Below are 23,535 nucleotides of genomic sequence, written 5' to 3'. Positions count from 1 at the left end.
AGCTGATGTTTTCGTGTTGTTCAATAGATGATGTAATTAATACTATTGTATGTAAAGTATATATTCTATGAGTGACTTAATATATTGACAAGTCTTCCATAGGGATCGCGCAGAAACAGGCGGCGGACGCCCCAGGGCTCGGAGACGGGGCCGTATTCGATCGGCAGTTCCGCCTTCAGGATTTTGGCGTGAACCTCGTCGAAATTGTCGATCTCGATGGAGAGATCCGGAACGGCTGTGCCGGAGCCTCCTTCGCTGGCGAAGCTGATCTGCACCATGGCTTCCAGAGGACTTGCATAGGTGACGATCCAGCCGTGGTCCATGGCGACGCTCATGCCAAGAATATCGCGGTAAAAGACACCCGCTTTTGTCAGGTCGGGTGTCGCTATATTGGCGACGATGCGTATGACCGTCATCTGGCCGGCTCTCAGGCGAAGCGGATGATGGCGACTTCGCCTTCCAATGCGCCCTGATAGGCGGAAGCATGCGGCTCCTCATCCGGCACTTCGGTCAGCATGCCGATCTGGTCGAGATCGGCTTCGATGAAACCTTCCTCGGAAAGCGCGTTCAGCGTTTCACGGACGGCGGTGTCATCATCCGGCGCGCGCAGGATGACGTGGATGTCGATGCCCTCGGAATTGTCGTTCTCGTAAGCCTTGCCGATGACGATGAAGACCATCGGCTCGTCGCGTCCATTGTCGTTGTCGGGGAGGGTGCTCATGACGCGGTTCCTTGATGTGTCGTTGTGAGTACGCGGGTCGGCCGGATTCGGTCTTGCGCGCGGCGGGTGAAGTCTTTGGTCCGCCTGAGGGAATCAATAGACGGATTTTATGAAAAGCCAAAGGCCGGAGGTCAAAATCGCTGTTGGCGACGATGACTTATGTTAGAAGCGGGGAGAAATGGCCCGTGCGCGGGCTTTGTGGCCGCGGGTGCCCCCGCAAAATGTGGATTCACCCTTGACGAAAGCTGGCTAAAACAGTAGTACGCCCGCCATCGGAGCCTCTGTGGGTGCTGGCCGTTCGGTAACCTTTTTCCCGAACATCATCTCAAACGGGTCTCCATTGCACGTAGAAGACACGAATGTTGCACGCAAGACGCCTCATCCGGTGTCCTCTGCTCTTGGTGGTCCATCCGTGAAAACGGATCGGGCCACGTTTTGCGCATGAGGATATATGCGTGCATCGTCGCCGGCAACGGCATAGCCGCCACCCGTGAGGGTGGCTAAAGTAGTTTTTGCAAGGGATGGTTATATGCCTACCGTAAACCAGCTGATCCGCAAGCCTCGCCAGGCACAGGTAAAGCGCAACAAGGTTCCTGCTCTTCAGGAAAACCCGCAGAAGCGTGGCGTTTGCACCCGCGTTTACACGACGACCCCGAAGAAGCCGAACTCGGCTCTGCGTAAGGTTGCCAAGATCCGCCTCACCAACGGCTTCGAAGTCATCGGCTACATTCCGGGCGAAGGTCACAACCTTCAGGAACACTCCGTGGTCATGATCCGCGGCGGCCGCGTAAAGGACTTGCCGGGCGTGCGTTACCACATCATCCGCGGTGTTCTCGATACCCAGGGCGTCAAGAACCGCAAGCAGCGCCGCTCCAAGTACGGTGCGAAGCGTCCGAAGTAATTCGGGTTTAACAAATTCCGGCGCTGCGCGAGGTTCTCCGCGTGGTTTAGCGTCAATAACATTGAGAGACAAAGAATATGTCCCGTCGCCATAGTGCAGAAAAGCGTGAGATCAACCCGGACCCGAAGTTCGGCGATCTGGTCGTCACCAAGTTCATGAACGCCATCATGCTTCACGGCAAGAAGTCGGTCGCAGAAAGCATCGTTTACGGCGCATTCGACGTCGTTCAGGGCAAGACGAAGCAGGAGCCGCTCGGCGTGTTCCACTCCGCCCTCGACAACGTTGCTCCGCACGTTGAAGTGCGTTCGCGCCGCGTCGGTGGTGCCACGTATCAGGTTCCCGTCGACGTTCGCCCCGAGCGCCGTCAGGCCCTCGCCATCCGCTGGCTGATCACGGCTGCCCGCAAGCGCAACGAAACGACCATGGTCGATCGCCTTTCCGGCGAACTCATGGACGCTGCGAACAACCGCGGTTCCGCTGTCAAGAAGCGCGAAGACACGCACAAGATGGCTGACGCCAACCGCGCATTCTCGCATTACCGCTGGTAATCTTAACCGGTCGCATATCGAAAGGCAGTCCATTATGGCTCGCGAATATAAAATCGAAGACTACCGCAATTTCGGTATCATGGCGCATATCGACGCCGGCAAGACGACGACCACCGAGCGTATCCTTTATTACACCGGTAAGTCGCACAAGATCGGCGAAGTTCACGATGGCGCTGCCACCATGGACTGGATGGAGCAGGAGCAGGAGCGTGGTATCACCATCACCTCCGCAGCCACCACGACCTTCTGGAAGGGTCGCGACGGCAAGATGCGCCGCTTCAACATCATCGACACCCCCGGCCACGTCGACTTCACCATTGAAGTCGAGCGTTCGCTGCGCGTTCTCGACGGCGCCATCGCGCTGCTCGACGCCAACGCCGGTGTTGAGCCGCAGACGGAAACCGTCTGGCGCCAGGCCGAGAAGTATCATGTTCCGCGCATGATCTTCTGCAACAAGATGGACAAGACCGGTGCTGACTTCTACCGCTCGGTAGAAATGATCAAGACCCGTCTCGGCGCCATCGCCGTTGTCATGCAGCTGCCGATCGGCGCTGAGACCGAGTTCAAGGGCGTTATCGACCTGATCGAGATGAACGCACTCATCTGGCGCGACGAATCGCTCGGCGCTCAGTGGGACGTCGTCGAAATCCCTGATGATATGAAGGCCAAGGCTGACGAATATCGCGAAAAGCTGATCGAGACCGTTGTCGAGATCGACGAAGAAGCGATGGAAGACTACCTGAACGGCATCATGCCCGACAACGACAAGATCCGTGCGCTCGTTCGCCGCGGCACCATCGACGTGAAGTTCCACCCGATGTTCTGCGGTACCGCGTTCAAGAACAAGGGCGTTCAGCCGCTTCTCGACGCCGTCGTCGACTACCTGCCTTCTCCGCTGGACATTCCGGCGATCAAGGGTATCGACTTCAAGACCGAAGCCGAAATCGAACGTCATGCCGACGACAGCGAGCCGCTTTCCATGCTCGCGTTCAAGATCATGAACGACCCCTTCGTCGGTTCGCTGACCTTCGCACGTATCTACTCGGGCAAGCTCGAAAAGGGTACGTCTGTCATCAACACGGTCAAGGACAAGCGCGAGCGCGTCGGCCGTATGCTGCAGATGCACTCCAACAGCCGTGAAGACATCGAAGAAGCCTTTGCAGGCGACATCGTTGCTCTGGCTGGCCTCAAGGAAACCACCACTGGCGATACGCTCTGCGATCCGCTGAAGCCGGTTATCCTCGAGCGCATGGAATTCCCCGAGCCGGTCATCCAGATCGCGATCGAGCCGAAGACCAAGGGCGACCAGGAAAAGATGGGCCTCGCGCTCAACCGTCTGGCTGCTGAAGATCCTTCGTTCCGCGTCAAGACGGATGAAGAATCCGGTCAGACGATCATCGCGGGCATGGGCGAACTTCACCTCGACATTCTCGTTGACCGTATGCGTCGCGAGTTCAAGGTTGAAGCCACCGTCGGCGCTCCGCAGGTTGCCTATCGCGAAACCATCACGCGTCAGCACGAAGAAGACTACACGCACAAGAAGCAGTCCGGTGGTACCGGTCAGTTCGCTCGCGTGAAGATCATCTTCGAACCGAACCCCGAAGGCGAAGACTTCAAGTTCGAATCCAAGATCGTCGGCGGTGCTGTTCCGAAGGAATACATCCCGGGCGTTCAGAAGGGTATCGAAAGCGTCCTGTCTTCCGGTCCGCTCGCTGGCTTCCCGATGCTCGGCGTCAAGGCGACCCTGATCGACGGTGCATTCCACGACGTTGACTCGTCGGTTCTCGCCTTCGAAATCGCATCGCGTGCCTGCTTCCGTGAAGCAGCGAAGAAGGCTGGTGCACAGCTTCTCGAGCCGATGATGAAGGTCGAAGTCGTTACGCCGGAAGATTACGTCGGTGACGTTATCGGTGACCTCAATTCCCGCCGTGGTCAGATCCAGGGTCAGGAAAGCCGTGGTATCGCCGTTGTCATCAACGCGCATGTTCCGCTCGCGAACATGTTCAAGTACGTCGACAACCTGCGCTCCATGTCGCAGGGCCGCGCTCAGTACTCGATGACGTTCGATCACTATTCGCCGGTTCCGTCGAACGTGGCGCAGGAAATCCAGGCTAAGTACTCCGGTCAGAAGTGATCGGGGTACGCCCCACCGAATTTTGAAGATTATTCCCGTCAAGGGACAAGAATGGAGAGCCACTAATGGCAAAGAGCAAGTTTGAGCGCAATAAGCCGCACGTCAACATTGGCACGATCGGTCACGTTGACCATGGCAAGACGTCGCTGACCGCCGCGATCACGAAGTTCTTCGGCGAGTTCAAGGCGTATGACCAGATCGACGCCGCGCCTGAAGAAAAGGCACGTGGTATCACGATTTCGACGGCCCACGTTGAGTATGAGACGCCTGCCCGTCACTACGCGCACGTTGACTGCCCCGGCCACGCCGACTACGTGAAGAACATGATCACCGGTGCTGCCCAGATGGACGGCGCGATCCTGGTTTGCTCGGCTGCTGACGGCCCGATGCCGCAGACCCGCGAGCACATCCTGCTTGCCCGTCAGGTTGGCGTTCCGGCAATCGTCGTGTTCCTCAACAAGGTCGACCAGGTTGACGACGCCGAGCTTCTCGAGCTCGTCGAGCTGGAAGTTCGCGAACTTCTGTCGTCCTACGACTTCCCGGGCGACGATATCCCGATCATCAAGGGTTCGGCTCTTGCCGCTCTTGAAGATTCTGACAAGAAGATCGGTGAAGACGCGATCCGCGAGCTGATGGCCGCTGTTGACGCCTACATCCCGACGCCTGAGCGTCCGATCGACCAGCCGTTCCTGATGCCGATCGAAGACGTGTTCTCGATCTCTGGCCGTGGTACGGTTGTGACGGGTCGCGTTGAGCGCGGTATCGTCAAGGTTGGTGAAGAAGTCGAAATCGTCGGCATTCGTCCGACCTCGAAGACGACGGTTACCGGCGTTGAAATGTTCCGCAAGCTGCTCGACCAGGGCCAGGCCGGCGACAACATCGGTGCGCTGGTTCGCGGCGTTACCCGTGACGGCGTTGAGCGTGGTCAGATCCTGTGCAAGCCGGGTTCGGTCAAGCCGCACAAGAAGTTCATGGCAGAAGCCTACATCCTGACGAAGGAAGAAGGCGGCCGTCATACGCCGTTCTTCACGAACTACCGTCCGCAGTTCTACTTCCGCACGACGGACGTGACGGGTATCGTTTCGCTGCCGGAAGGCACGGAAATGGTTATGCCTGGCGACAACGTCACGGTTGAAGTCGAGCTGATCGTTCCGATCGCGATGGAAGAAAAGCTGCGCTTCGCTATCCGCGAAGGCGGCCGTACCGTCGGCGCCGGCATCGTGGCTTCGATCGTCGAGTAATTTCGACTGTTGAAATTCTGACTGTCGGCGGTGTGAATAACACCGCCGCCGGACTTTTCATAAAAAGCCTGGCGGCGTTGCATTTTTAGTGCTTGAAAAATTCGGTGAAAGCGCGTAAACGCGCACTCACAATCACCGCTGGATTCGCAAGCGATTGCGAAGCGCGGTGTTTTTTAGCAATACAGACTACCGAAATGATTGGGGTGCGACGCGCATCTCTCTCGATTTTTGAAAATCTGCGGCGCCACGATCAATAGAAGTTCATGTGTTTCCGCGTGCGGAAACGAATAACAAAGAACAAGGACAAGACGAATGAACGGCCAGAATATCCGTATCCGCCTCAAGGCGTTCGATCACCGGATCCTCGATGCCTCTACCCGTGAAATCGTGTCGACCGCAAAGCGCACCGGCGCCAGCGTTCGCGGCCCGGTTCCGCTCCCCACCCGCATCGAAAAGTTTACCGTCAACCGCTCTCCCCACGTTGATAAGAAGAGCCGTGAACAGTTCGAAATGCGGACGCACAAGCGTCTTCTCGATATCGTTGACCCCACCCCGCAGACTGTCGATGCTCTGATGAAGCTCGACCTCGCTGCTGGCGTTGACGTGGAAATCAAGCTCTAAGACCCGGCCCGATCCATCCAAGGTGAGGGCTGAAATAACAAGGAAGGTACGTGGAGCAATCCAACGACTTCCAAACCGGAGACCGGAAACATCGTGAGATGTCGAAGGGCACTCCTTAACAAAGGCCAGAGAGGGTTTTCCCTTCAAGGCTCGCAAGAGGATGAACCAATGCGTTCAGGTGTGATTGCACAGAAAGTGGGTATGACACGCGTCTATAATGACGCAGGTGAACATATCCCTGTAACAGTATTGCGACTGGATAACGTACAAGTCGTTGCCCAGCGCACGGAAGACAAGAATGGCTATACCGCAGTTCAGCTCGGTGCCGGCCAGTCCAAGGTCAAGAACACGACGAAGGCGCTTCGCGGTCATTTTGCCGCTGCCAATGTCGAACCGAAAGCTAAGCTCGTCGAGTTCCGGGTTTCCCCCGAGAACCTGATCGACATCGGTGCAACACTGACCGCAAATCATTTTCAGTCCGGCCAGCTGGTCGACGTCACTGGAACCACGATCGGTAAGGGCTTTGCCGGTGCTATGAAGCGTCACAACTTCGGTGGTGGCCGCGCTTCGCACGGTAACTCCGTATCGCACCGTGCACACGGTTCGACCGGTAACAACCAGGATCCGGGCCGCGTCTGGAAGGGCAAGCGCATGGCTGGTCATATGGGCCAGACGCGCGTTACGACCCAGAACCTCGAAGTCGTTTCGACCGATGAAGACCGTGGCCTCATCCTCGTGAAGGGTGCAGTTCCCGGCTCGAAGGGTTCCTGGATCATCGTCCGCGACGCCGTCAAGTCGGCTGCGAAGTAAGGGAGCCTTATCATGGAATTGAACGTCAAGACCCTCGAGGGAAAAGACGCCGGCAAGGTTTCTCTGTCGGATGAGATCTTCGGCCTCGACCCCCGCCAGGACATCCTGGCCCGCATGGTTCGCTGGCAGCTTGCAAAGAAGCAGCAGGGAACCCACAAGTCCAAGAACCGGTCGGAAGTTTCCCGCACCGGCGCGAAGATGTACAAGCAGAAGGGTACGGGCCGCGCTCGTCACCATTCGGCTCGCGCACCGCAGTTCCGCGGCGGCGGCAAGGCCCACGGCCCGGTCGTTCGCAGCCACGCCCACGACCTTCCCAAGAAGGTTCGCGCGCTTGCTCTGCGTCACGCTTTGTCTGCAAAGCTGAAGGCTGAAGAACTGATCATCGTCGATCAGCTCGTTGCGTCCGAAGCAAAGACCAAGGCTCTGCTGGGCAGCTTCGCTTCGCTTGGCCTGACCAACGCTCTCGTTATCGGTGGCGCTGAACTTGATGGCAACTTCAAGCTCGCAGCCCAGAACATCCCGAATGTGGACGTTCTGCCGGTACAGGGCATCAATGTTTACGACATCCTGCGCCGTGGCAAGCTGGTGCTTTCCAAGGCTGCTGTAGAGGCTCTGGAGGAGCGGTTCAAATGACGGATCTTCGCCACTACGATGTGATCGTATCTCCTTCGATCACGGAAAAGTCGACGCTGGTATCCGAACAGAACCAGGTCGTATTCAACGTCGCCAAGAGCGCTTCCAAGCCTGAAATCAAGGCTGCCGTGGAAGCTCTCTTCGGTGTCAAAGTCACGGCTGTGAACACGCTTATCCGCAAGGGTAAGACCCGTCGTTTCCGTGGGTTCGCCGGTAAGCTTAAGGACGTCAAGAAAGCCGTCGTTACGCTCGCCGAAGGTCAATCCATCGACGTGTCCACCGGACTCTAAAGGTTAGGCCCAAGCGGGCAAAGACCCAAAAGGGAACAAGAATATGGCATTGAAAAGTTTCAATCCGACCACGCCGAGCCAGCGCCAGCTGGTTATCGTGGACCGCGCTTCGCTCTACAAGGGCAAGCCGGTAAAGGCTCTCACCCAGGGCCTCAGCTCCAAGGGTGGCCGCAACAACCAGGGCCGGATCACCGTCCGTTTCCAGGGTGGCGGTCACAAGCGGACCTATCGTCTGGTGGATTTCAAGCGTCGCAAGTTCGACGTTGAAGGCACCGTTGAGCGTCTGGAATACGACCCCAACCGCACCGCGTTCATCGCGCTGGTTACGTATACCGACGGCGAACAGGCTTACATTCTCGCGCCACAGCGTCTCGCTGCCGGTGACAAGGTGATCGCCTCCGACAAGGCAGTGGACGTGAAGCCCGGCAACACCATGCCGCTTCAGTACATTCCGGTCGGTTCGATCATCCACAACGTCGAGATGAAGCCGGGCAAGGGCGGTCAGATCGCTCGCTCCGCCGGTACGTATGTCCAGCTCGTCGGCCGCGATGCCGGTATGGCCATCCTGCGTCTCAACTCGGGCGAACAGCGTCTGGTGCATGGCTCGTGCCTCGCATCGATCGGCGCTGTTTCGAACTCGGATCACGGCAACATCAACGATGGCAAGGCTGGTCGTTCGCGTTGGCGTGGCAAGCGTCCGCACGTTCGCGGCGTCGTCATGAACCCGGTCGACCACCCGCACGGTGGTGGTGAAGGTCGCACGTCGGGTGGTCGCCACCCGGTTACTCCGTGGGGCAAGCCCACGAAGGGCAAGCGCACCCGTTCGAACAAGTCGACCGACAAGTTCATCATGCGCTCGCGCCATCAGCGTAAGAAGTAAGAGAGGTAGTCACTAATGGCTCGTTCAGTATGGAAAGGTCCGTTTGTTGACGGCTATCTTCTCACCAAGGCTGAGAAGGTGCGCGAGAGCGGACGTAACGAAGTAATCAAGATCTGGAGCCGTCGCTCCACGATCCTGCCGCAGTTCGTCGGTCTGACCTTCGGCGTTTATAACGGCAGCAAGCATGTGCCCGTCTCCGTCAACGAAGACATGGTCGGACACAAGTTCGGTGAATTCTCTCCGACCCGTACCTATTACGGTCACGGCGCGGACAAGAAGGCAAAGAGGAAGTAATCATGGCGAAGGCTAAGACCGAACGCCGGCTGAAGGACAATGAGGCTCAGGCCATTGCCCGTACGCTCCGCGTCAGCCCCCAGAAACTGAACCTGGTTGCCGCTCTTATCCGTGGCAAGAAGGTTGATCGCGCTCTCGCCGAGCTCGAATTCTCCCGCAAGCGCATCGCAGGCACCGTCAAGAAGACGCTCGAATCTGCGATTGCCAATGCGGAAAACAACCATGACCTCGACGTCGACGCTCTCGTCGTCGCCGAGGCCTATGTTGGCAAGTCCATCACCATGAAGCGTTTCCACGCCCGTGGCCGTGGTCGTGCATCTCGCATTGAAAAGCCGTTCTCTCACCTCACGATCGTTGTTCGTGAAGTTGAGGAAAAAGGGGAGGCCGCATAATGGGTCAGAAAATCAATCCGATCGGCTTCCGCCTCGGCATCAACCGTACCTGGGATAGCCGTTGGTACGCTGACACTGCCGAATACGGCAAGCTTCTGCATGAAGACCTGAAGATCCGGGCTTACCTGATCAAGGAACTCAAGCAGGCCGGTATCGCCAAGGTGGTCATCGAGCGTCCGCACAAGAAGTGCCGCGTCACGATCCACTCGGCTCGTCCGGGTCTGATCATCGGCAAGAAGGGCGCGGACATCGAGAAGCTTCGCAAGAAGCTTTCCGAGATGACCGACTCCGAAACGCACCTCAACATCGTTGAAGTGCGCAAGCCGGAAATCGACGCGACGCTGGTTGCCCAGTCGATCGCTCAGCAGCTCGAGCGCCGCGTGGCTTTCCGCCGTGCGATGAAGCGTGCTGTTCAGTCCGCAATGCGTCTTGGCGCCGAAGGCATCAAGATCACCTGCGGCGGCCGTCTCGGCGGTGCTGAAATCGCTCGTACCGAATGGTACCGCGAAGGCCGCGTTCCGCTGCACACGCTGCGTGCGGACATCGATTACGGCACGGCAGAAGCTGAAACCGCATTCGGCATCTGCGGCATCAAGGTCTGGATCTTCAAGGGCGAAATCCTTGAGCACGATCCGATGGCTTCTGAGCGTCGCGGTCTCGAAGGCGACGCACAGGGCCCTGCAAGCCGTGAGCGTGGCGATCGTCCCGATCGTCGTCGCGAAAACGCTTGATTGACGCTGGCGAAAGATAAGCTCGGAGAAGTAAGAAAATGTTGCAGCCAAAGCGTACTAAGTACCGTAAGCAGTTCAAGGGACGCATCAAGGGCGTCGCCAAGGGCGGCTTTGACCTGGCATTCGGTGAATTCGGCTTGAAGTCGCAGGAACCGAACCGCGTGAACGCACGCGAGATCGAAGCGGCCCGCCGCGCGATCACGCGTTACATGAAGCGCGCAGGTCGTGTGTGGATCCGCGTATTCCCTGACGTTCCGGTTACGGCAAAGCCGACCGAAGTTCGTATGGGTAAGGGCAAGGGTTCGGTCGATTACTGGGCATGCAAGGTCAAGCCCGGTCGTATGATGTTCGAGATCGACGGTGTGTCCGAGGAGATCGCCCGTGAGGCGCTTCGTCTCGGCGCTGCCAAGCTCTCGGTCAAGACGCGCTTCGTACAGCGCATCGCAGAGTAAGGAGCAAGGCACATGAAAGCCGATGAAGTTCGCGGCCTCAGCGCCGACCAGCTCAAGGACAAGCTCGCCGATCTGAAGAAGGAGCAGTTCAACCTGCGCTTCCAGAAGGCAACTGGTCAGCTGGAGAAGTCCTCGCGCATCAACGAAGTCCGCAAGGACATCGCCCGCGTTAAAACCATTGCCCGCCAGAAGGCGGCAGAAGCCAAGGCCTAAGGAAAAATAATATGCCGAAACGCATTCTGCAGGGCGTCGTAGTGTCCGACAAGAACGAGAAGACTGTCGTTGTCCGCGTTGAGCGTCGATTCGCTCACCCGCTGCTTCAGAAGACCGTTCGCCGTTCGAAGAAGTACAAGGCGCACGACGAAAACAATCAGTATAAGGTCGGCGATGTCGTTTCCATCGAGGAATGCGCACCGATCTCCAAGGACAAGCGCTGGACGGTTGTATCCGCCCAGGCTTAATTTCATCAGAATCGCGCCAGGTCTCTTGTACTTGGCGCGAAATCCTGTATGAAGCACCGCAAGGACGCTCGTGAATCGAGCGTCTTTTGCTTTGATGCGCACGGAAGGTCCCTTGGGAAACCACCCTGTCACGACATTTCCGCGCAAAAAAAGAGATATTCATAAGCTGGGGCAGGGGGCTCGCTCGGGAGAGTTTGCCCAACCGTTCCGGTAACAACAAGAAGGCGACCTGACATGATTCAGATGCAAACAAACCTCGACGTGGCGGATAATTCCGGCGCACGTCGTGTCATGTGCATCAAGGTGCTGGGCGGCTCGAAGCGCAAATATGCTTCTGTTGGCGACATCATTGTCGTTTCCATCAAGGAAGCTATTCCGCGCGGCCGCGTCAAGAAGGGCGACGTGATGAAGGCGGTTGTCGTTCGCACCGCCAAGGACATCCGCCGCGCTGACGGCAGCGTCATCCGTTTCGATAACAACGCAGCCGTTCTTATCGACAACAAGAAAGAGCCCATCGGCACCCGTATCTTCGGACCGGTTCCGCGCGAACTTCGCGCCAAGAACCACATGAAGATCATCTCGCTGGCTCCGGAAGTACTATAAGGAGCAATGGCGATGCAGAAAATTCGTAAAGGCGACAAGGTTGTCGTATTGACCGGTAAGGACAAGGGCCGTACCGGCGAAGTAATCCAGGTGATGCCGAAGGAAGACCGTGCCGTTGTGCGTGGCGTAAACATGGTGAAGCGTCACCAGCGCCAGACCCAGGCCCAGGAAGCCGGCATCATCAACAAGGAAGCATCCTTGCACATCTCCAACATCGCCATCGTCGACAAGGATGGCAAGCCGACCCGCGTTGGCTTCTCGGTTGTGGATGGCAAGAAGGTCCGCGTGGCCAAGCGTTCGGGAGAAGTGATCGATGGCTGATAAGTACGAGCCGCGTCTCAAGACGGAATACGTTTCCCGTATCCGTGGCGCCATGCAGGAGAAGTTCTCCTACGCCAACGTGATGATGATCCCGAAGCTTGAAAAGATCGTGATCAACATGGGTGTTGGCGAAGCGACTGCCGATTCCAAGAAGCCCACCATTGCTGCCGGCGATCTGGCTGCAATTGCTGGCCAGAAGCCGGTCGTTACCCGCGCTCGCAACTCGATCGCAGGTTTCAAGGTACGCGAAGGCATGCCGATCGGTGCGAAGGTTACCCTTCGTGGCGCCCGCATGTACGAATTCCTTGATCGTCTGGTCAACATCGCGCTGCCGCGCGTTCGCGACTTCCGGGGTCTGAACCCCAAGAGCTTTGACGGCCGTGGCAACTTCGCCATGGGCATCAAGGAACACATTGTGTTCCCTGAGATCAACTACGATAAGGTTGATCAGATGTGGGGCATGGACATCATCGTTTGCACGACGGCGACGTCGGACGACGAAGCTCGGGCTCTGCTTACAGAGTTCAACTTCCCGTTCCGTCACTAACCGTAACGACGAGCGTAGAAAAGGAACTCCGATATGGCGAAAACAAGCGCAGTTGAAAAGAACAAGCGCCGCCGCAAGTCGGTCGCCCAGCAGGCCACCAAGCGCGCTGCACTGAAGGCGATCGTGATGAACCAGTCCCTTCCGATCGAAGACCGGTTCAAGGCCACTCTGAAGCTCGCTTCGCTGCCGCGTGACGGCTCGAAGACGCGTATCCGCAACCGCTGCGAAGTAACGGGCCGTCCGCGCGCGTTCTATCGCAAGCTCAAGATGTCGCGTATCGCGCTTCGTGAGCTGGGCAATTCCGGCAAGGTGCCGGGCATTGTCAAGTCGAGCTGGTAAGGAGACGGGCACATGACCATGACTGATCCTTTGGGTGATATGCTCACCCGCATCCGCAATGGTGCTGCTCGCCGCAAGTCGTCGGTAAGCACGCCCGCTTCCAGCCTGCGCGCACGCGTTCTCGACGTGCTGCAGTCTGAGGGCTACATTCGCGGTTATTCCAAGGTCGATTTCGAAAACGGCAAGTCCGAATTCACCATCGAGCTGAAGTACTACGAAGGCGCATCCGTGATCCGTGAGATCGGCCGCGTTTCCAAGCCGGGCCGCCGGGTTTATGTCTCGGTAAAGTCCATTCCGCAGGTCGCGAACGGCCTCGGCATCACCATCCTTTCGACTCCGAAGGGCGTGATGGCCGATCACCAGGCTCGCGAACAGAACGTTGGTGGCGAGGTTCTTTGCTCGGTCTTCTAAGGCCGGGTAGAGATCTCCATAACGAACAGACAGGATTGAATAATGTCTCGTATCGGTAAAAAGCCCGTTCCGGTTCCCGCAGGTGTGACGGCCAATGTCGACGGCCAGAAGGTCACTGCGAAGGGCCCGAAGGGTGAACTGTTTTTCGTCGCAAACGATGAAATCCAGCTGAAGCTCGAAGATAACGGCGTTTCCGTAACGCCCGCTAACGGCACCAAGGAAGCTCGTTCTAAGTGGGGCATGTCCCGCACGATGATCGAGAACATCTTCAAGGGTGTTAAGGACGGCTATGAGCGCAAGCTCGAAATCAACGGCGTTGGTTACCGTGCCGCCATGCAGGGCAAGAACCTGCAGCTGGCTCTCGGCTTCTCCCACGACGTTGTTTACGAGCCTCCGGTCGGCATCACCATTGCCGTTCCGAAGCCGACGGAAATCATCGTTTCCGGCATCAACAAGCAGCAGGTTGGCCAGGTTGCCGCGGAAATCCGCGAATACCGTGGTCCCGAGCCCTACAAGGGCAAGGGCGTGAAGTACGCTGAAGAGCGTATCGTCCGCAAAGAAGGCAAGAAGAAGTAAGGATCACGCGAAATGGCTAGCAGGAAAGAAGCACTTGCACGTCGCGCGAGCCGTGTGCGCCGCCAGATCAAGGCGGTTGCCAATGGCCGCCCGCGCCTGTCGGTTCATCGCTCGTCGAAGAACATCTACGCCCAGATCATCGATGATGTTGCTGGCAAGACGCTTGCGTCTGCCTCCACGCTCGAAGCCGATCTGCGCGGCTCGCTCAAGACCGGCGCCGACGTTGCAGCAGCAGCTGTCGTAGGCAAGCTCGTCGCCGAGCGCGCCGTCAAGGCTGGCGTCAAGGATGTCGTATTCGACCGTGGCGCGTTCATCTATCATGGCCGCATCAAGGCCGTGGCTGAAGCTGCCCGCGAAGGCGGTCTGAACTTCTGATTTTTTTCCGCCCGGACAACGATCCGGGCGGAATTTCACCGGGCCATGCGGGTCTCCTCAAAGAGGCCGGTGGTCTTTTCGTTTGCCGTTCCACCCGTAAAAGAAAAAGGACAAGGACAATGGCACAGGATAAAAGAGGTTCTCGCGAAGATCGCCAGAACCGCGAAGAACGCGATAGCGAATTCGTCGACAAGCTGGTCGCGATCAACCGCGTTGCAAAGGTTGTTAAGGGTGGCCGTCGCTTCGGCTTCGCCGCTCTCGTCGTCGTTGGCGACCAGAAGGGCCGCGTCGGCTTCGGTCACGGCAAGGCTCGCGAAGTTCCGGAAGCCATCCGTAAGGCTACCGAGAGCGCCAAGCGCGATCTGATCTTCGTTCCGCTGCGCGATGGCCGCACGCTGCATCACGACGTCAATGGCCGTCACGGCGCAGGCAAGGTTCTGCTGCGTTCGGCCAAGGCCGGTACCGGTATCATCGCCGGTGGTCCGATGCGCGCCGTTTTCGAAACCCTGGGTGTTCACGACGTTGTTGCCAAGTCGACCGGTTCTTCGAACCCGTACAACATGGTTCGCGCAACGTTCGACGCTCTGAAGCATCAGGTTCATCCGAAGGACATCGCTGCACAGCGCGGTCTCAAGTATGCAACGCTTCAGGCTCGCCGTGCCGCCTCCGGCAACGCTTCTGAAGAATAAGGAGCTGGATCATGGCCAAGAAGACTACTGAAGCCAAGAAGACTGTTACGGTCGAACAGATCGGCAGCCCTATTCGCCGCCCGGCAATCCAGCGTCAGACGCTGGTCGGTCTGGGTCTCAACAAGATGCATCGTCAGCGTACCCTGGAAGATACTCCTGCGGTTCGCGGCATGATCCGTGCGGTCCAGCATCTCGTTCGCGTCGTTGACGAGAAGTGAGACGGAGTAACCTATCATGAAACTCAATGAAATCAGAGACAACGAAGGCGCCTCCAAGGACCGTATCCGCGTAGGTCGCGGTATCGGTTCCGGCAAGGGCAAGACCGGTGGTCGCGGTGTGAAGGGTCAGAAGGCTCGTTCGGGCGTCGCCATCAACGGTTTTGAAGGCGGTCAGATGCCAATCTACCGTCGTCTGCCGAAGCGCGGTTTCAACAACATCTTCGCTTCCGAATATGTTGTCGTATCGCTCGGCCGCATTCAGACCGCCATCGACGCCAAGAAGCTCGACGCTTCCGCAACGATCGATGCTGCCGCTCTCAAGGCTGCCGGCGTTATCCGTCGCGCCAAGGACGGCGTTCGCATTCTCGCGGACGGCGAACTGAAGGCCAAGGTCGCTTTCGAAGTTGCCGGTGCTTCCAAGCCCGCAATCGAAAAGATCGAAAAGGCTGGCGGCTCGATCAAGCTTCTCGCAGTTGCAGCAGAAGCCTCCGAGTAATATATAGACTTCAGACGCCCGGAGCATCGTCGCTCCGGGCGTTTGCGCTCCCTGGCCACTGGTGCTTTCGATCTAAATCGATTTATACAGGCATCAAGGCAAACTCTTCGCGGTTCGGCTTTCAAGCGGTCCGCATGCGGCATAAAGTGCTGCAGGGAGAGCCTCACAGTTCTTGAACTTCCATAGGGGAGGGGATAGGACATAAAAAAACAGGGTGAGGCATGATGGCGGCGCAAAGCCGTGTTCGTCCGAAGCCCGGTTTTTGAACCGGTATCTTTTAGACCTTTCCGCATTGGCCGGTTTTCTGGCCGGCAAGGGTCGTTCGGAGAAATTTATGGCTTCAGCAGCGGAACAACTGGCTTCGAACCTGAATTTTTCGACCTTCGCTAAGGCGGAGGATCTGAAAAAGCGTCTCTGGTTTACTCTTGCCGCACTTCTCGTCTACCGTCTCGGCACCCATATTCCGCTTCCGGGTCTGAACCCCGAAGCCTATGCGCAGGCCTTCCGTGGCCAGGCCAACGGTATTCTCGGTCTTTTCAACATGTTTGCGGGTGGCGCCGTCGAGCGCATGGCGATCTTCGCCCTCGGCATCATGCCTTACATCTCCGCTTCGATCATCGTGCAGCTCATGACCTCGGTCGTGCCGTCGCTCGAAGCGTTGAAGAAGGAAGGCGAAGCCGGCCGCAAGATCATCAACCAGTACACGCGCTACGGCACGGTGCTGCTCGGCACGCTGCAGGCCTATGGCATCGCGGTCGGCCTTGAGAGCGGTGCTGGCCTTGTGGTCGATCCGGGCTGGTTCTTCCGCGTCTCCACCGTCATCACGCTGCTTGGCGGCACGATGTTCCTGATGTGGCTGGGTGAACAGATCACCTCGCGCGGTATCGGCAACGGTATTTCGCTGATCATCTTCGCAGGCATTGCCGCAGGTCTGCCCAAGGCGCTTGCCGGCACGCTGGAACTCGGCCGTACCGGCGCGCTGTCGACCACGCTCATCCTCATGGTCGTCGTTGTGGCCATCGGCGTCATCGCGCTGATTGTTTTTGTGGAGCGCGCCCAGCGTCGCCTGCTGATACAATATCCGAAGCGACAGGTCGGTAACCGCATGTTCCAGGGCGATACGTCGCACCTGCCGCTGAAGCTCAACACGGCCGGCGTCATTCCAGCGATCTTCGCATCCTCGCTGCTGCTTCTGCCCGCGACGGCTGCCGGTTTCGCCGGAAACACCAACCTGCCGTCCTGGGCAACGTCCATCATCGCGTCGCTGCAGCATGGCCAACCGCTGTTCATGGCGCTGTATGGCCTGCTGATCGCGTTCTTCGCGTTTTTCTACACGGCTATCGTCTTCAATCCGAAGGACACGGCCGATAACCTCAAGAAGCACGGCGGCTTCATTCCGGGGATTCGTCCGGGTGAGCGCACCGCGGAGTACATTGATTACGTCCTGACCCGCATCACGGTGGTCGGCGCGATTTATCTGGTCTTCGTGTGTATCCTTCCTGAGACACTTATCGCACGTACGGGCATTCCGTTAGCCCTTGGTGGTACTTCGCTTTTGATCGTTGTCAGTGTAACTCTTGATACCGTTGCGCAGATCCAGGGTCACCTGATCGCGCAGCAGTATGAAGGTCTGATCAAGAAGTCGAAGTTGCGTGGAGGAAAGAGGGGACGATGAGACTGATATTTTTGGGTCCGCCGGGTGCGGGCAAGGGAACCCAGGCCAAGCGCCTGACTGACAAATACGGGATCCCGCAGCTTTCCACCGGTGACATGCTTCGCGCTGCGGTCAGCGCGGGCACCGAAATCGGCAAACGCGCCAAGGCCGTCATGGATGCCGGCGGGCTTGTTTCCGACGATATCGTCAATCAGATCGTTTCCGAACGCATCGAAGCGCCTGACTGTGCCAAGGGCTTTATTCTCGACGGCTATCCGCGCACCGTTCCGCAGGCCAAGGCGCTTGCCGACAACATGCGCAAGAAGAATCTTGCCCTTGATGCCGTTATTGAACTGAAGGTGGACGAAGAGGCGCTGATTCGCCGAATCGAAAACCGCGTCGCGGAAACCGTCGCCGCCGGCGGCACGGTTCGCTCCGACGACAATCCGGAAGCCTTCCGCAAGCGGCTGACGGAATATCGCGAAAAGACCGCACCGCTGTCGAACTATTACAGCGAACAGGGCGAGCTTGTGACGCTCGACGGCATGGCTGACGTCGATGCCGTTACTGAAGCCATCGAACGCGTTCTGGAGAAGGCCTCGGCCTGATGGCCGGTGCGGGTGGTTAAGCCTTATTGGTTTTGTCCGATATCCCGCTCTTCTGGTTGAGCAGATCCTTTGGATCGCAAAAGAATCTTGGCGGAGCCGGTTGCTTTTTTGCGCTGATTCCGTTAAACACCGCGCCAACTCGCGACATCCCAAGCGACTGGCGCGGATTTCCCTTAGGGAAGGGAGATCCGGGTTCGGTCGTTTTGACTTGTCACGGACATCAATTTTGAACTGGCGGTCGTGTCGGCCGCTCGAATGGAATCACCACTTGCCGGATGGCAACTGGAACCAAGGAGAAGAGACGTGGCACGTATCGCTGGCGTCAACATCCCGACCGCGAAGCGCGTTGTTATTGCGCTGACCTACATTCACGGGATCGGTCCGAAATTCGCGCAGGAAATCATGGAGAAGGTCGGTCTTCCGGCTGACAAGCGCGTTCACCAGCTGACGGATGCTGAAGTTCTTCAGATCCGCGAAGCAATCGACCGCGATTATCAGGTTGAGGGCGATCTTCGCCGCGAGACCTCGATGAACATCAAGCGTCTGATGGACCTTGGCTGCTACCGCGGCCTGCGTCACCGTCGTGGCCTTCCGGTCCGCGGTCAGCGCACGCACACCAACGCCCGCACCCGCAAGGGTCCGGCGAAGGCTATCGCTGGTAAGAAGAAGTAATTTTCCGGTTCTCCGGAATGGGGAGGCTGGTGCAGTCCGCGCCAGCCTTTCTGAGTTTGGCGTGAAGCTCCAGTGGAGCTGATCGCCGGTGTAGCCGCTGGTGTTACGGCGGTGAAGAGATCAATGAAAGGTATAAAATGGCCAAGGAAGCCGCACGTATTCGCCGTCGCGAACGTAAAAACATCACGTCGGGCGTTGCGCATGTCAACTCGACCTTCAACAACACGATGATCACCATCACCGACGCACAGGGCAATGCCATTGCCTGGTCGTCCGCTGGTGCCAAGGGCTTCAAGGGTTCGCGTAAGTCGACCCCGTTTGCTGCCCAGATCGCTGCTGAAGATTGCGCGAAAAAGGCTCAGGAACACGGCATGAAGTCGCTTGAAGTTGAAGTTTGCGGTCCGGGTTCCGGCCGTGAATCGGCACTTCGCGCTCTGCAGGCTGCCGGTTTCATGATCACTTCCATTCGCGACGTGACGCCGATCCCGCACAATGGTTGCCGTCCGCGCAAGAAGCGCCGCGTCTGACGCGACCGTGGTTCGGAAATTCCGCCTTACCTCAGGTCTGGCGGAATTTTCGTGTATCTGGCGTGTGCGCGTCGATTTCGATCGACGGACTTGCGCTCAAGAACCCACTGATGAACCACTGAATTAGGTTCCTCTCGGTGTTTTCATGCTCGGTCCGTCACGATTGGATGGTGGCGGCGAACGGAAGGTTTAAAGATGATTCAGAAGAACTGGCAGGAACTTATCAAGCCGAACAAGGTCGAGTTCACCTCGTCCAGCCGCACCAAGGCAACGCTCGTTGCCGAGCCGCTGGAGCGTGGTTTCGGTCTTACCCTCGGCAACGCGCTGCGTCGCGTTCTGTTGTCTTCTCTGCGTGGCGCCGCTGTAACGGCCGTGCAGATCGACGGTGTCCTGCACGAATTCTCCTCCATCCCCGGCGTTCGGGAAGATGTGACGGATATCGTGCTCAACATCAAGGAAATCGCCATCAAGATGGATGGTGACGATTCCAAGCGCATGGTCGTGCGCAAGCAGGGTCCGGGTGCCGTAACTGCTGGTGACATCCAGACGGTTGGCGACATCGAGATCCTGAACCCCGACCACGTGATCTGCACGCTTGATGATGGCGCTGAAATCCGCATGGAATTCACCGTCAACAACGGCAAGGGTTACGTACCGGCTGAGCGCAACCGCGCGGAAGATGCCCCGATCGGCCTCATTCCGGTGGACAGCCTCTATTCTCCGGTCAAGAAAGTGTCCTACAAGGTGGAAAACACCCGCGAAGGCCAGGTTCTCGACTATGACAAGCTGATCATGACGATCGAGACCAACGGTTCGGTTTCCGGCGAAGACGCCGTTGCCTTCGCCGCTCGCATTCTTCAGGACCAGCTCGGCGTCTTCGTCAACTTCGACGAGCCGCAGAAGGAAGCAGAAGAAGAATCGGTTACCGAACTTGCGTTCAACCCGGCGCTTCTCAAGAAGGTGGACGAGCTCGAGCTGTCCGTTCGTTCGGCAAACTGCCTGAAGAACGACAACATCGTTTATATCGGCGACCTGATCCAGAAGACCGAAGCCGAAATGCTTCGCACGCCGAACTTCGGTCGCAAGTCGCTGAACGAAATCAAGGAAGTTCTCGCTTCCATGGGTCTGCACCTCGGTATGGAAGTACCGGCATGGCCGCCAGAGAACATCGAAGATCTCGCCAAGCGTTACGAAGACCAGTACTAACAATCAAAAAGGCAGACCCTTTAAAGACTGCCTTTCCCCGTCAAACAGCAGATAAGTCATCTGCATGTGCCAGGAAACGGCAGGCCTTAGAGAAGGAACCTGCGAAGAAGGAGAATAGCAATGCGCCACGGAAATTCAGGCCGCAAGCTCAATAGAACCGCCAGCCACCGCAAGGCAATGTTTGCCAACATGGCTGCTTCGCTCATCACCCATGAGCAGATCGTCACCACGCTTCCGAAGGCGAAGGAAATTCGCCCGATCGTTGAGCGCCTCGTCACCCTCGGCAAGCGCGGCGACCTGCACGCTCGCCGTCAGGCGATCTCGCAGATCAAGGATCAGGACGCTGTTCGCAAGCTGTTCGACGCGATCGCTTCGCGTTACGCAACCCGCAATGGCGGCTACCTGCGTATCATGAAGGCCGGCTACCGCCAGGGCGACAACGCGGCTCTCGCCGTCGTTGAATTCGTCGAGCGCGACGTTGACGCCAAGGGCGCAGCCGACAAGGCTCGCGTTGCCGCTGAAGCTGCTGCTGCCGAAGCCGCATAAGGTCTGACGCCGTTTCAGGCGTCGTGAGTTAAAAAGCCGGGCGAGAGATCGCCCGGCTTTTTGCGTTCAGATCTTAACCGACACAATGATTAAGGTTTTGCAGTCGCGGCGAAAGGTTGGGGAGGGTATCGTTAAATCCATACCCCAGGGATGCTACTACTCGTATCCACCAACCATCATTAAACCCTCATCAGGCGCGATTAGGGTTATCGAGTTTGTTCGCTGGACTTGAAAATAGCCACTGCTGGCTGATGCTCGCTCAAAGAGCGTCTGCAGCTTCTGGTCTTGGATGCAATCCAAACTACTTGCAAAATCAGCGATCCATCGATCCATGGCGTAGGTCGCCCCCAGTACCGGCGCCTCAGCCCAGGGCTCGGATGTTGCTTTGTTTAGAGAAAGCAATCCGTTCCGACGGACCTCATCCATGAAAACGGAGTCGAGCTTGTAAATGGCGACAGCGCATTCAAACCATCTGGTATTGTAATAGATCGTCTCGCCAGCGGGGATGCCGTCTGGGATATCGCTGCGCAAACGATCAGGTGAATCTACACCACAACCGGCCAAAGCGATTATTAGGAATGCGAATATAGGGCCGCCAGTTTTCTTGTTGGATTTCAGGCCTACGCGCTCAGTTGTGAAACTTGCGCGACTTGAAGATGCCTTGGAGTAATTCATCTTTCTCAGTCCGGAATGTGAATGCGGGCCTTGATGTGCTTGAGATGTGCGACGATCGTAAAAGTCATGATGACCAGCAGCGACCATGAACTCCACTTTCCGATGTGGACGACGGACCAGGCGCCGAGTTGATCGGGGTATTTCCAGATGCCGAAGAAGGTGGAGATGTTTTCCGCCAGCCAGACGAAAAAGCCAATCAGGATGAAGGCGAGGAGCAACGGCATCTTTCGGTCCCGGTCATAGGGACGAAAGATCACCGTTGCGCGGGAATAGAGGCCGATGGCGCAGGCGACGATGTACCAGCGGTAATCGCCGATGAAGTGATGGGTGAAGAAGTTGGCGTAGATGGCGATGCCGATCAGGGTCGCCATCCAGTAGGTGGGATAGTGGCGAATGCGCACATCCAGCAGCCGCCACGCCTGAATGATGTAACTGCCGACGGCGGCATACATGAAACCGGAGAACAGCGGCACGCCGAGGACTTTGCTATAGGCGAAATCCGGATAGGACCAGGACTGGATTGCGCTCGATGTCTTGAACACTTCCAGTGCGAAGCCGACGATATGGAACAGCAGGATGGCCTTGGCCTCGTCAAGCGTTTCGAGCCTGCTCCAGATCATGAAGAACTGGATGGCGAGCGCAATGATCAGCAGCACGTCATAGCGGGGAATGCCGAGCACGCCGCCATGCGGTACCACGAAGATGGAGACGAAGAACAAGCCCGCAAACATGCAGGCCCGGGCTTCCTTGATGCCGAAATACAGAAACTCGACGATAAAACGCCTGATGCCCTTGAGTTCGCCCCAGGGATAGGTATCGCAGAGCAGATTGTCCAGGACGGAGAGGCGGCTTGCGGCCGGGCTTGTTGATGTGCTCATTTCCGTCCCCGATCTCACTTCGTCACCTTTCATACGAAAACCCGAAGGAAGCCGTATGGGCCTGCCGCGCGTATCCCCATCTTATTTCACCCGCATCCGGCTTCTGGCGGCGGCGATGGCGGTGATCGTCTGCGGCCTTTGCCTGCGCAGGTTCGGTTACGACGTGGGACTGCCGTTCGTGGCGGTGAAATATGGCGGATCCGTGCTCTGGGGAGCGATGATCTATCTGCTGCTGGCAGCCTTCTTCCCATCCCGCTGGCATGGTTATGAGGTTCACATCGCCATTCTTGCCGTCATTCTCGTGGAGCTCATCCGGCTTGTTCATTTCCCGGCGCTGGATGCGTTTCGTGCTACGACGGCCGGCGCTTTGCTGCTCGGCCGTGTTTTTTCGCTGTGGAATATAGGCTGTTACATTGCAGGGATCGGGGCCGCCGCCATCATGGCCGGACGGGTCTTGCGCGTTTCGCTCTCTTCATCGACATGATCGAGGGCCTTACCAGTCGATAACCGAGCAGGATCACCATGGTGCTGATATAAAACACCGGCTCCAGCGTGATCGACTTCCGCGCCAGCACGAAATGCAGCACGCCGACGATGAGGACGAGATAGGCGAGTTTATGCAGCGTGTTCCAGCGGCTGCCGAGCTTGCGGATGGACCAGCGGTTGGAGGTGAGCGCCAGCGGAATGAGCATGAGAAGCCCGGCCATGCCGAGCATGATATAGGGCCGCTTCAGAATATCGCCGGCGATGGAGCCGAGGATCAGGCCGCGATCCAGCACCAGATAGACGGTGAAATGCGCCAGCACGTAATAAAAGGCGATCAGCCCCAGCGCCCGGCGATAGGCGATGAGGTTGATGTTGAAGAGATCGCGCAGCGGCGTCACCAGAAGGCCGAGGCACAGGAAGCGCAGCGCCCAGATGCCGAGCAGGTGCTCGAAATCCTTGACCGGATTAAAGCCGAGGCCGCCGGTTGCGGCGAGATAGAAATACCAGAGGCCCGGACAGAGGCCGATGACATAAAGCGACCAGATGGCCGCCGGCTGGTAACGCTTCGGCAGCGACGGAAGGGGCAGGGCGAAGGCCAT

37 protein-coding genes are annotated in these 23,535 nt (G+C 57.8%); 32 read left to right on the top strand and 5 right to left on the bottom strand.

Annotated elements, in window-relative coordinates; genetic code table 11:
• Positions 1-65: 65 nt before the first annotated feature.
• Both AGR13A_RS09495 and AGR13A_RS09490 read right to left on the bottom strand, forming a co-directional pair.
• The gene (locus AGR13A_RS09495; RefSeq protein WP_080834951.1) at positions 66-416 is read right to left on the bottom strand and encodes a VOC family protein; all 351 of its coding nucleotides are present in this window, start codon (positions 414-416) and stop codon (positions 66-68) included.
• A gap of 11 nt (positions 417-427) precedes the next feature.
• Positions 428-721 (bottom strand): hypothetical protein, encoded by a 294-nt coding sequence (locus AGR13A_RS09490; protein WP_035224059.1) that lies wholly within the window; start codon positions 719-721, stop codon positions 428-430.
• Between the two features lie 529 nt (positions 722-1,250).
• Here AGR13A_RS09490 and rpsL point away from each other — a divergent pair.
• From rpsL to rplQ, 31 genes are all read left to right on the top strand, one after another.
• Positions 1,251-1,622: a 30S ribosomal protein S12 gene (rpsL, locus tag AGR13A_RS09485; RefSeq protein ID WP_003507760.1), complete on the top strand. Its 372-nt coding sequence runs from the start codon at positions 1,251-1,253 to the stop codon at positions 1,620-1,622.
• 77 nt (positions 1,623-1,699) lie between these two features.
• Positions 1,700-2,170 carry a 30S ribosomal protein S7 gene (gene rpsG, locus AGR13A_RS09480; RefSeq protein ID WP_003507761.1) on the top strand — a complete coding sequence of 157 codons (471 nt, stop codon included), beginning with the start codon at positions 1,700-1,702 and terminating at the stop codon, positions 2,168-2,170.
• A gap of 34 nt (positions 2,171-2,204) precedes the next feature.
• A complete protein-coding gene (gene fusA, locus AGR13A_RS09475) occupies positions 2,205-4,304 on the top strand; it encodes an elongation factor G (protein WP_080834948.1) in 2,100 nt (699 codons plus the stop codon).
• A gap of 65 nt (positions 4,305-4,369) precedes the next feature.
• Positions 4,370-5,545, top strand: a complete 1,176-nt coding sequence (tuf, locus tag AGR13A_RS09470) for an elongation factor Tu (RefSeq protein ID WP_003507684.1) — start codon at positions 4,370-4,372, stop codon at positions 5,543-5,545.
• 312 nt (positions 5,546-5,857) lie between these two features.
• Positions 5,858-6,166, top strand: coding sequence for a 30S ribosomal protein S10 (gene rpsJ, locus AGR13A_RS09465; RefSeq protein ID WP_003507767.1), 309 nt, complete (start codon positions 5,858-5,860; stop codon positions 6,164-6,166).
• A 168-nt stretch (positions 6,167-6,334) separates the two neighbouring features.
• Positions 6,335-6,976 carry a 50S ribosomal protein L3 gene (gene rplC / locus AGR13A_RS09460; protein ID WP_003507769.1) on the top strand — a complete coding sequence of 214 codons (642 nt, stop codon included), beginning with the start codon at positions 6,335-6,337 and terminating at the stop codon, positions 6,974-6,976.
• Between the two features lie 12 nt (positions 6,977-6,988).
• Positions 6,989-7,609 carry a 50S ribosomal protein L4 gene (gene rplD, locus AGR13A_RS09455; RefSeq protein ID WP_003495173.1) on the top strand — a complete coding sequence of 207 codons (621 nt, stop codon included), beginning with the start codon at positions 6,989-6,991 and terminating at the stop codon, positions 7,607-7,609.
• Positions 7,606-7,899 carry a 50S ribosomal protein L23 gene (locus AGR13A_RS09450; RefSeq protein WP_003495178.1) on the top strand — a complete coding sequence of 98 codons (294 nt, stop codon included), beginning with the start codon at positions 7,606-7,608 and terminating at the stop codon, positions 7,897-7,899. The genes rplD and AGR13A_RS09450 overlap by 4 nt, the downstream gene beginning before the upstream one ends.
• Positions 7,900-7,942: 43 nt before the next feature.
• Positions 7,943-8,779, top strand: a complete 837-nt coding sequence (gene rplB / locus AGR13A_RS09445; RefSeq protein ID WP_003507771.1) for a 50S ribosomal protein L2 — start codon at positions 7,943-7,945, stop codon at positions 8,777-8,779.
• 15 nt (positions 8,780-8,794) lie between these two features.
• Positions 8,795-9,073 carry a 30S ribosomal protein S19 gene (rpsS, locus tag AGR13A_RS09440; RefSeq protein WP_003507772.1) on the top strand — a complete coding sequence of 93 codons (279 nt, stop codon included), beginning with the start codon at positions 8,795-8,797 and terminating at the stop codon, positions 9,071-9,073.
• Positions 9,074-9,075: 2 nt separating this feature from the next.
• Positions 9,076-9,465: a 50S ribosomal protein L22 gene (gene rplV, locus AGR13A_RS09435; protein ID WP_003495184.1), complete on the top strand. Its 390-nt coding sequence runs from the start codon at positions 9,076-9,078 to the stop codon at positions 9,463-9,465.
• Positions 9,465-10,196 (top strand): 30S ribosomal protein S3, encoded by a 732-nt coding sequence (gene rpsC, locus AGR13A_RS09430; protein ID WP_035224065.1) that lies wholly within the window; start codon positions 9,465-9,467, stop codon positions 10,194-10,196. The genes rplV and rpsC overlap by 1 nt, the downstream gene beginning before the upstream one ends.
• 38 nt (positions 10,197-10,234) lie before the next feature.
• A complete protein-coding gene (gene rplP / locus AGR13A_RS09425; protein ID WP_003495190.1) occupies positions 10,235-10,648 on the top strand; it encodes a 50S ribosomal protein L16 in 414 nt (137 codons plus the stop codon).
• Positions 10,649-10,660: 12 nt separating this feature from the next.
• A complete protein-coding gene (rpmC, locus tag AGR13A_RS09420; protein ID WP_003495193.1) occupies positions 10,661-10,861 on the top strand; it encodes a 50S ribosomal protein L29 in 201 nt (66 codons plus the stop codon).
• Positions 10,862-10,872: 11 nt separating this feature from the next.
• Positions 10,873-11,109: a 30S ribosomal protein S17 gene (rpsQ, locus tag AGR13A_RS09415; protein WP_003495195.1), complete on the top strand. Its 237-nt coding sequence runs from the start codon at positions 10,873-10,875 to the stop codon at positions 11,107-11,109.
• Between the two features lie 234 nt (positions 11,110-11,343).
• Entirely contained in the window at positions 11,344-11,712 is a 369-nt protein-coding gene (rplN, locus tag AGR13A_RS09410; RefSeq protein ID WP_003495199.1) for a 50S ribosomal protein L14, read from the top strand.
• 12 nt (positions 11,713-11,724) lie between these two features.
• Positions 11,725-12,033 (top strand): 50S ribosomal protein L24, encoded by a 309-nt coding sequence (gene rplX / locus AGR13A_RS09405; RefSeq protein WP_003495200.1) that lies wholly within the window; start codon positions 11,725-11,727, stop codon positions 12,031-12,033.
• Complete coding sequence (rplE, locus tag AGR13A_RS09400) at positions 12,026-12,580, top strand: 50S ribosomal protein L5 (protein ID WP_003495201.1); 555 nt, start codon at positions 12,026-12,028, stop codon at positions 12,578-12,580. Before rplX ends, rplE begins: the two co-directional genes overlap by 8 nt.
• A gap of 33 nt (positions 12,581-12,613) precedes the next feature.
• Positions 12,614-12,919: a 30S ribosomal protein S14 gene (gene rpsN, locus AGR13A_RS09395; RefSeq protein WP_003495202.1), complete on the top strand. Its 306-nt coding sequence runs from the start codon at positions 12,614-12,616 to the stop codon at positions 12,917-12,919.
• A gap of 12 nt (positions 12,920-12,931) precedes the next feature.
• Positions 12,932-13,330, top strand: coding sequence for a 30S ribosomal protein S8 (rpsH, locus tag AGR13A_RS09390; RefSeq protein ID WP_004442588.1), 399 nt, complete (start codon positions 12,932-12,934; stop codon positions 13,328-13,330).
• A 42-nt stretch (positions 13,331-13,372) separates the two neighbouring features.
• Complete coding sequence (gene rplF / locus AGR13A_RS09385; protein WP_035224066.1) at positions 13,373-13,906, top strand: 50S ribosomal protein L6; 534 nt, start codon at positions 13,373-13,375, stop codon at positions 13,904-13,906.
• Positions 13,907-13,918: 12 nt separating this feature from the next.
• Positions 13,919-14,281, top strand: a complete 363-nt coding sequence (gene rplR, locus AGR13A_RS09380; RefSeq protein WP_035224069.1) for a 50S ribosomal protein L18 — start codon at positions 13,919-13,921, stop codon at positions 14,279-14,281.
• A 119-nt stretch (positions 14,282-14,400) separates the two neighbouring features.
• Positions 14,401-14,970 (top strand): 30S ribosomal protein S5, encoded by a 570-nt coding sequence (gene rpsE / locus AGR13A_RS09375; RefSeq protein WP_035224070.1) that lies wholly within the window; start codon positions 14,401-14,403, stop codon positions 14,968-14,970.
• An 11-nt stretch (positions 14,971-14,981) separates the two neighbouring features.
• Positions 14,982-15,188, top strand: coding sequence for a 50S ribosomal protein L30 (rpmD, locus tag AGR13A_RS09370; protein ID WP_003495212.1), 207 nt, complete (start codon positions 14,982-14,984; stop codon positions 15,186-15,188).
• A 16-nt stretch (positions 15,189-15,204) separates the two neighbouring features.
• Positions 15,205-15,684 carry a 50S ribosomal protein L15 gene (gene rplO, locus AGR13A_RS09365; protein WP_035224073.1) on the top strand — a complete coding sequence of 160 codons (480 nt, stop codon included), beginning with the start codon at positions 15,205-15,207 and terminating at the stop codon, positions 15,682-15,684.
• A 334-nt stretch (positions 15,685-16,018) separates the two neighbouring features.
• The gene (secY, locus tag AGR13A_RS09360; RefSeq protein WP_035224075.1) at positions 16,019-17,359 is read left to right on the top strand and encodes a preprotein translocase subunit SecY; all 1,341 of its coding nucleotides are present in this window, start codon (positions 16,019-16,021) and stop codon (positions 17,357-17,359) included.
• On the top strand, positions 17,356-17,946 hold the full coding sequence (locus tag AGR13A_RS09355) for an adenylate kinase (protein WP_035224078.1): 591 nt from the start codon (positions 17,356-17,358) through the stop codon (positions 17,944-17,946). Before secY ends, AGR13A_RS09355 begins: the two co-directional genes overlap by 4 nt.
• 303 nt (positions 17,947-18,249) lie before the next feature.
• Complete coding sequence (gene rpsM / locus AGR13A_RS09350) at positions 18,250-18,618, top strand: 30S ribosomal protein S13 (protein ID WP_035224081.1); 369 nt, start codon at positions 18,250-18,252, stop codon at positions 18,616-18,618.
• A 137-nt stretch (positions 18,619-18,755) separates the two neighbouring features.
• Positions 18,756-19,145, top strand: coding sequence for a 30S ribosomal protein S11 (rpsK, locus tag AGR13A_RS09345; protein ID WP_003521013.1), 390 nt, complete (start codon positions 18,756-18,758; stop codon positions 19,143-19,145).
• Between the two features lie 195 nt (positions 19,146-19,340).
• Positions 19,341-20,351, top strand: a complete 1,011-nt coding sequence (locus AGR13A_RS09340) for a DNA-directed RNA polymerase subunit alpha (RefSeq protein ID WP_003495228.1) — start codon at positions 19,341-19,343, stop codon at positions 20,349-20,351.
• A 120-nt stretch (positions 20,352-20,471) separates the two neighbouring features.
• Positions 20,472-20,897 (top strand): 50S ribosomal protein L17, encoded by a 426-nt coding sequence (rplQ, locus tag AGR13A_RS09335; protein WP_006313985.1) that lies wholly within the window; start codon positions 20,472-20,474, stop codon positions 20,895-20,897.
• A 156-nt stretch (positions 20,898-21,053) separates the two neighbouring features.
• Here rplQ and AGR13A_RS09330 read toward each other — a convergent pair whose 3' ends face one another.
• Complete coding sequence (locus AGR13A_RS09330) at positions 21,054-21,572, bottom strand: hypothetical protein (protein WP_080834946.1); 519 nt, start codon at positions 21,570-21,572, stop codon at positions 21,054-21,056.
• Positions 21,573-21,577: 5 nt separating this feature from the next.
• On the bottom strand, positions 21,578-22,450 hold the full coding sequence (locus AGR13A_RS09325; RefSeq protein WP_080834944.1) for a DUF817 domain-containing protein: 873 nt from the start codon (positions 22,448-22,450) through the stop codon (positions 21,578-21,580).
• A 55-nt stretch (positions 22,451-22,505) separates the two neighbouring features.
• Here AGR13A_RS09325 and AGR13A_RS09320 point away from each other — a divergent pair, with 55 nt between their 5' ends.
• The gene (locus tag AGR13A_RS09320) at positions 22,506-22,934 is read left to right on the top strand and encodes a ribosomal maturation YjgA family protein (protein WP_080834942.1); all 429 of its coding nucleotides are present in this window, start codon (positions 22,506-22,508) and stop codon (positions 22,932-22,934) included.
• Here AGR13A_RS09320 and msrQ read toward each other — a convergent pair.
• The gene (gene msrQ, locus AGR13A_RS09315) at positions 22,888-23,535 is read right to left on the bottom strand and encodes a protein-methionine-sulfoxide reductase heme-binding subunit MsrQ (protein ID WP_080834940.1); all 648 of its coding nucleotides are present in this window, start codon (positions 23,533-23,535) and stop codon (positions 22,888-22,890) included. The genes AGR13A_RS09320 and msrQ overlap by 47 nt on opposite strands.

The organism is Agrobacterium genomosp. 13 str. CFBP 6927, assembly GCA_900012615.1.
Taxonomy (GTDB): Bacteria; Pseudomonadota; Alphaproteobacteria; order Rhizobiales; family Rhizobiaceae; genus Agrobacterium.
This window is presented reverse-complemented; position numbering and strand designations above follow the sequence as displayed.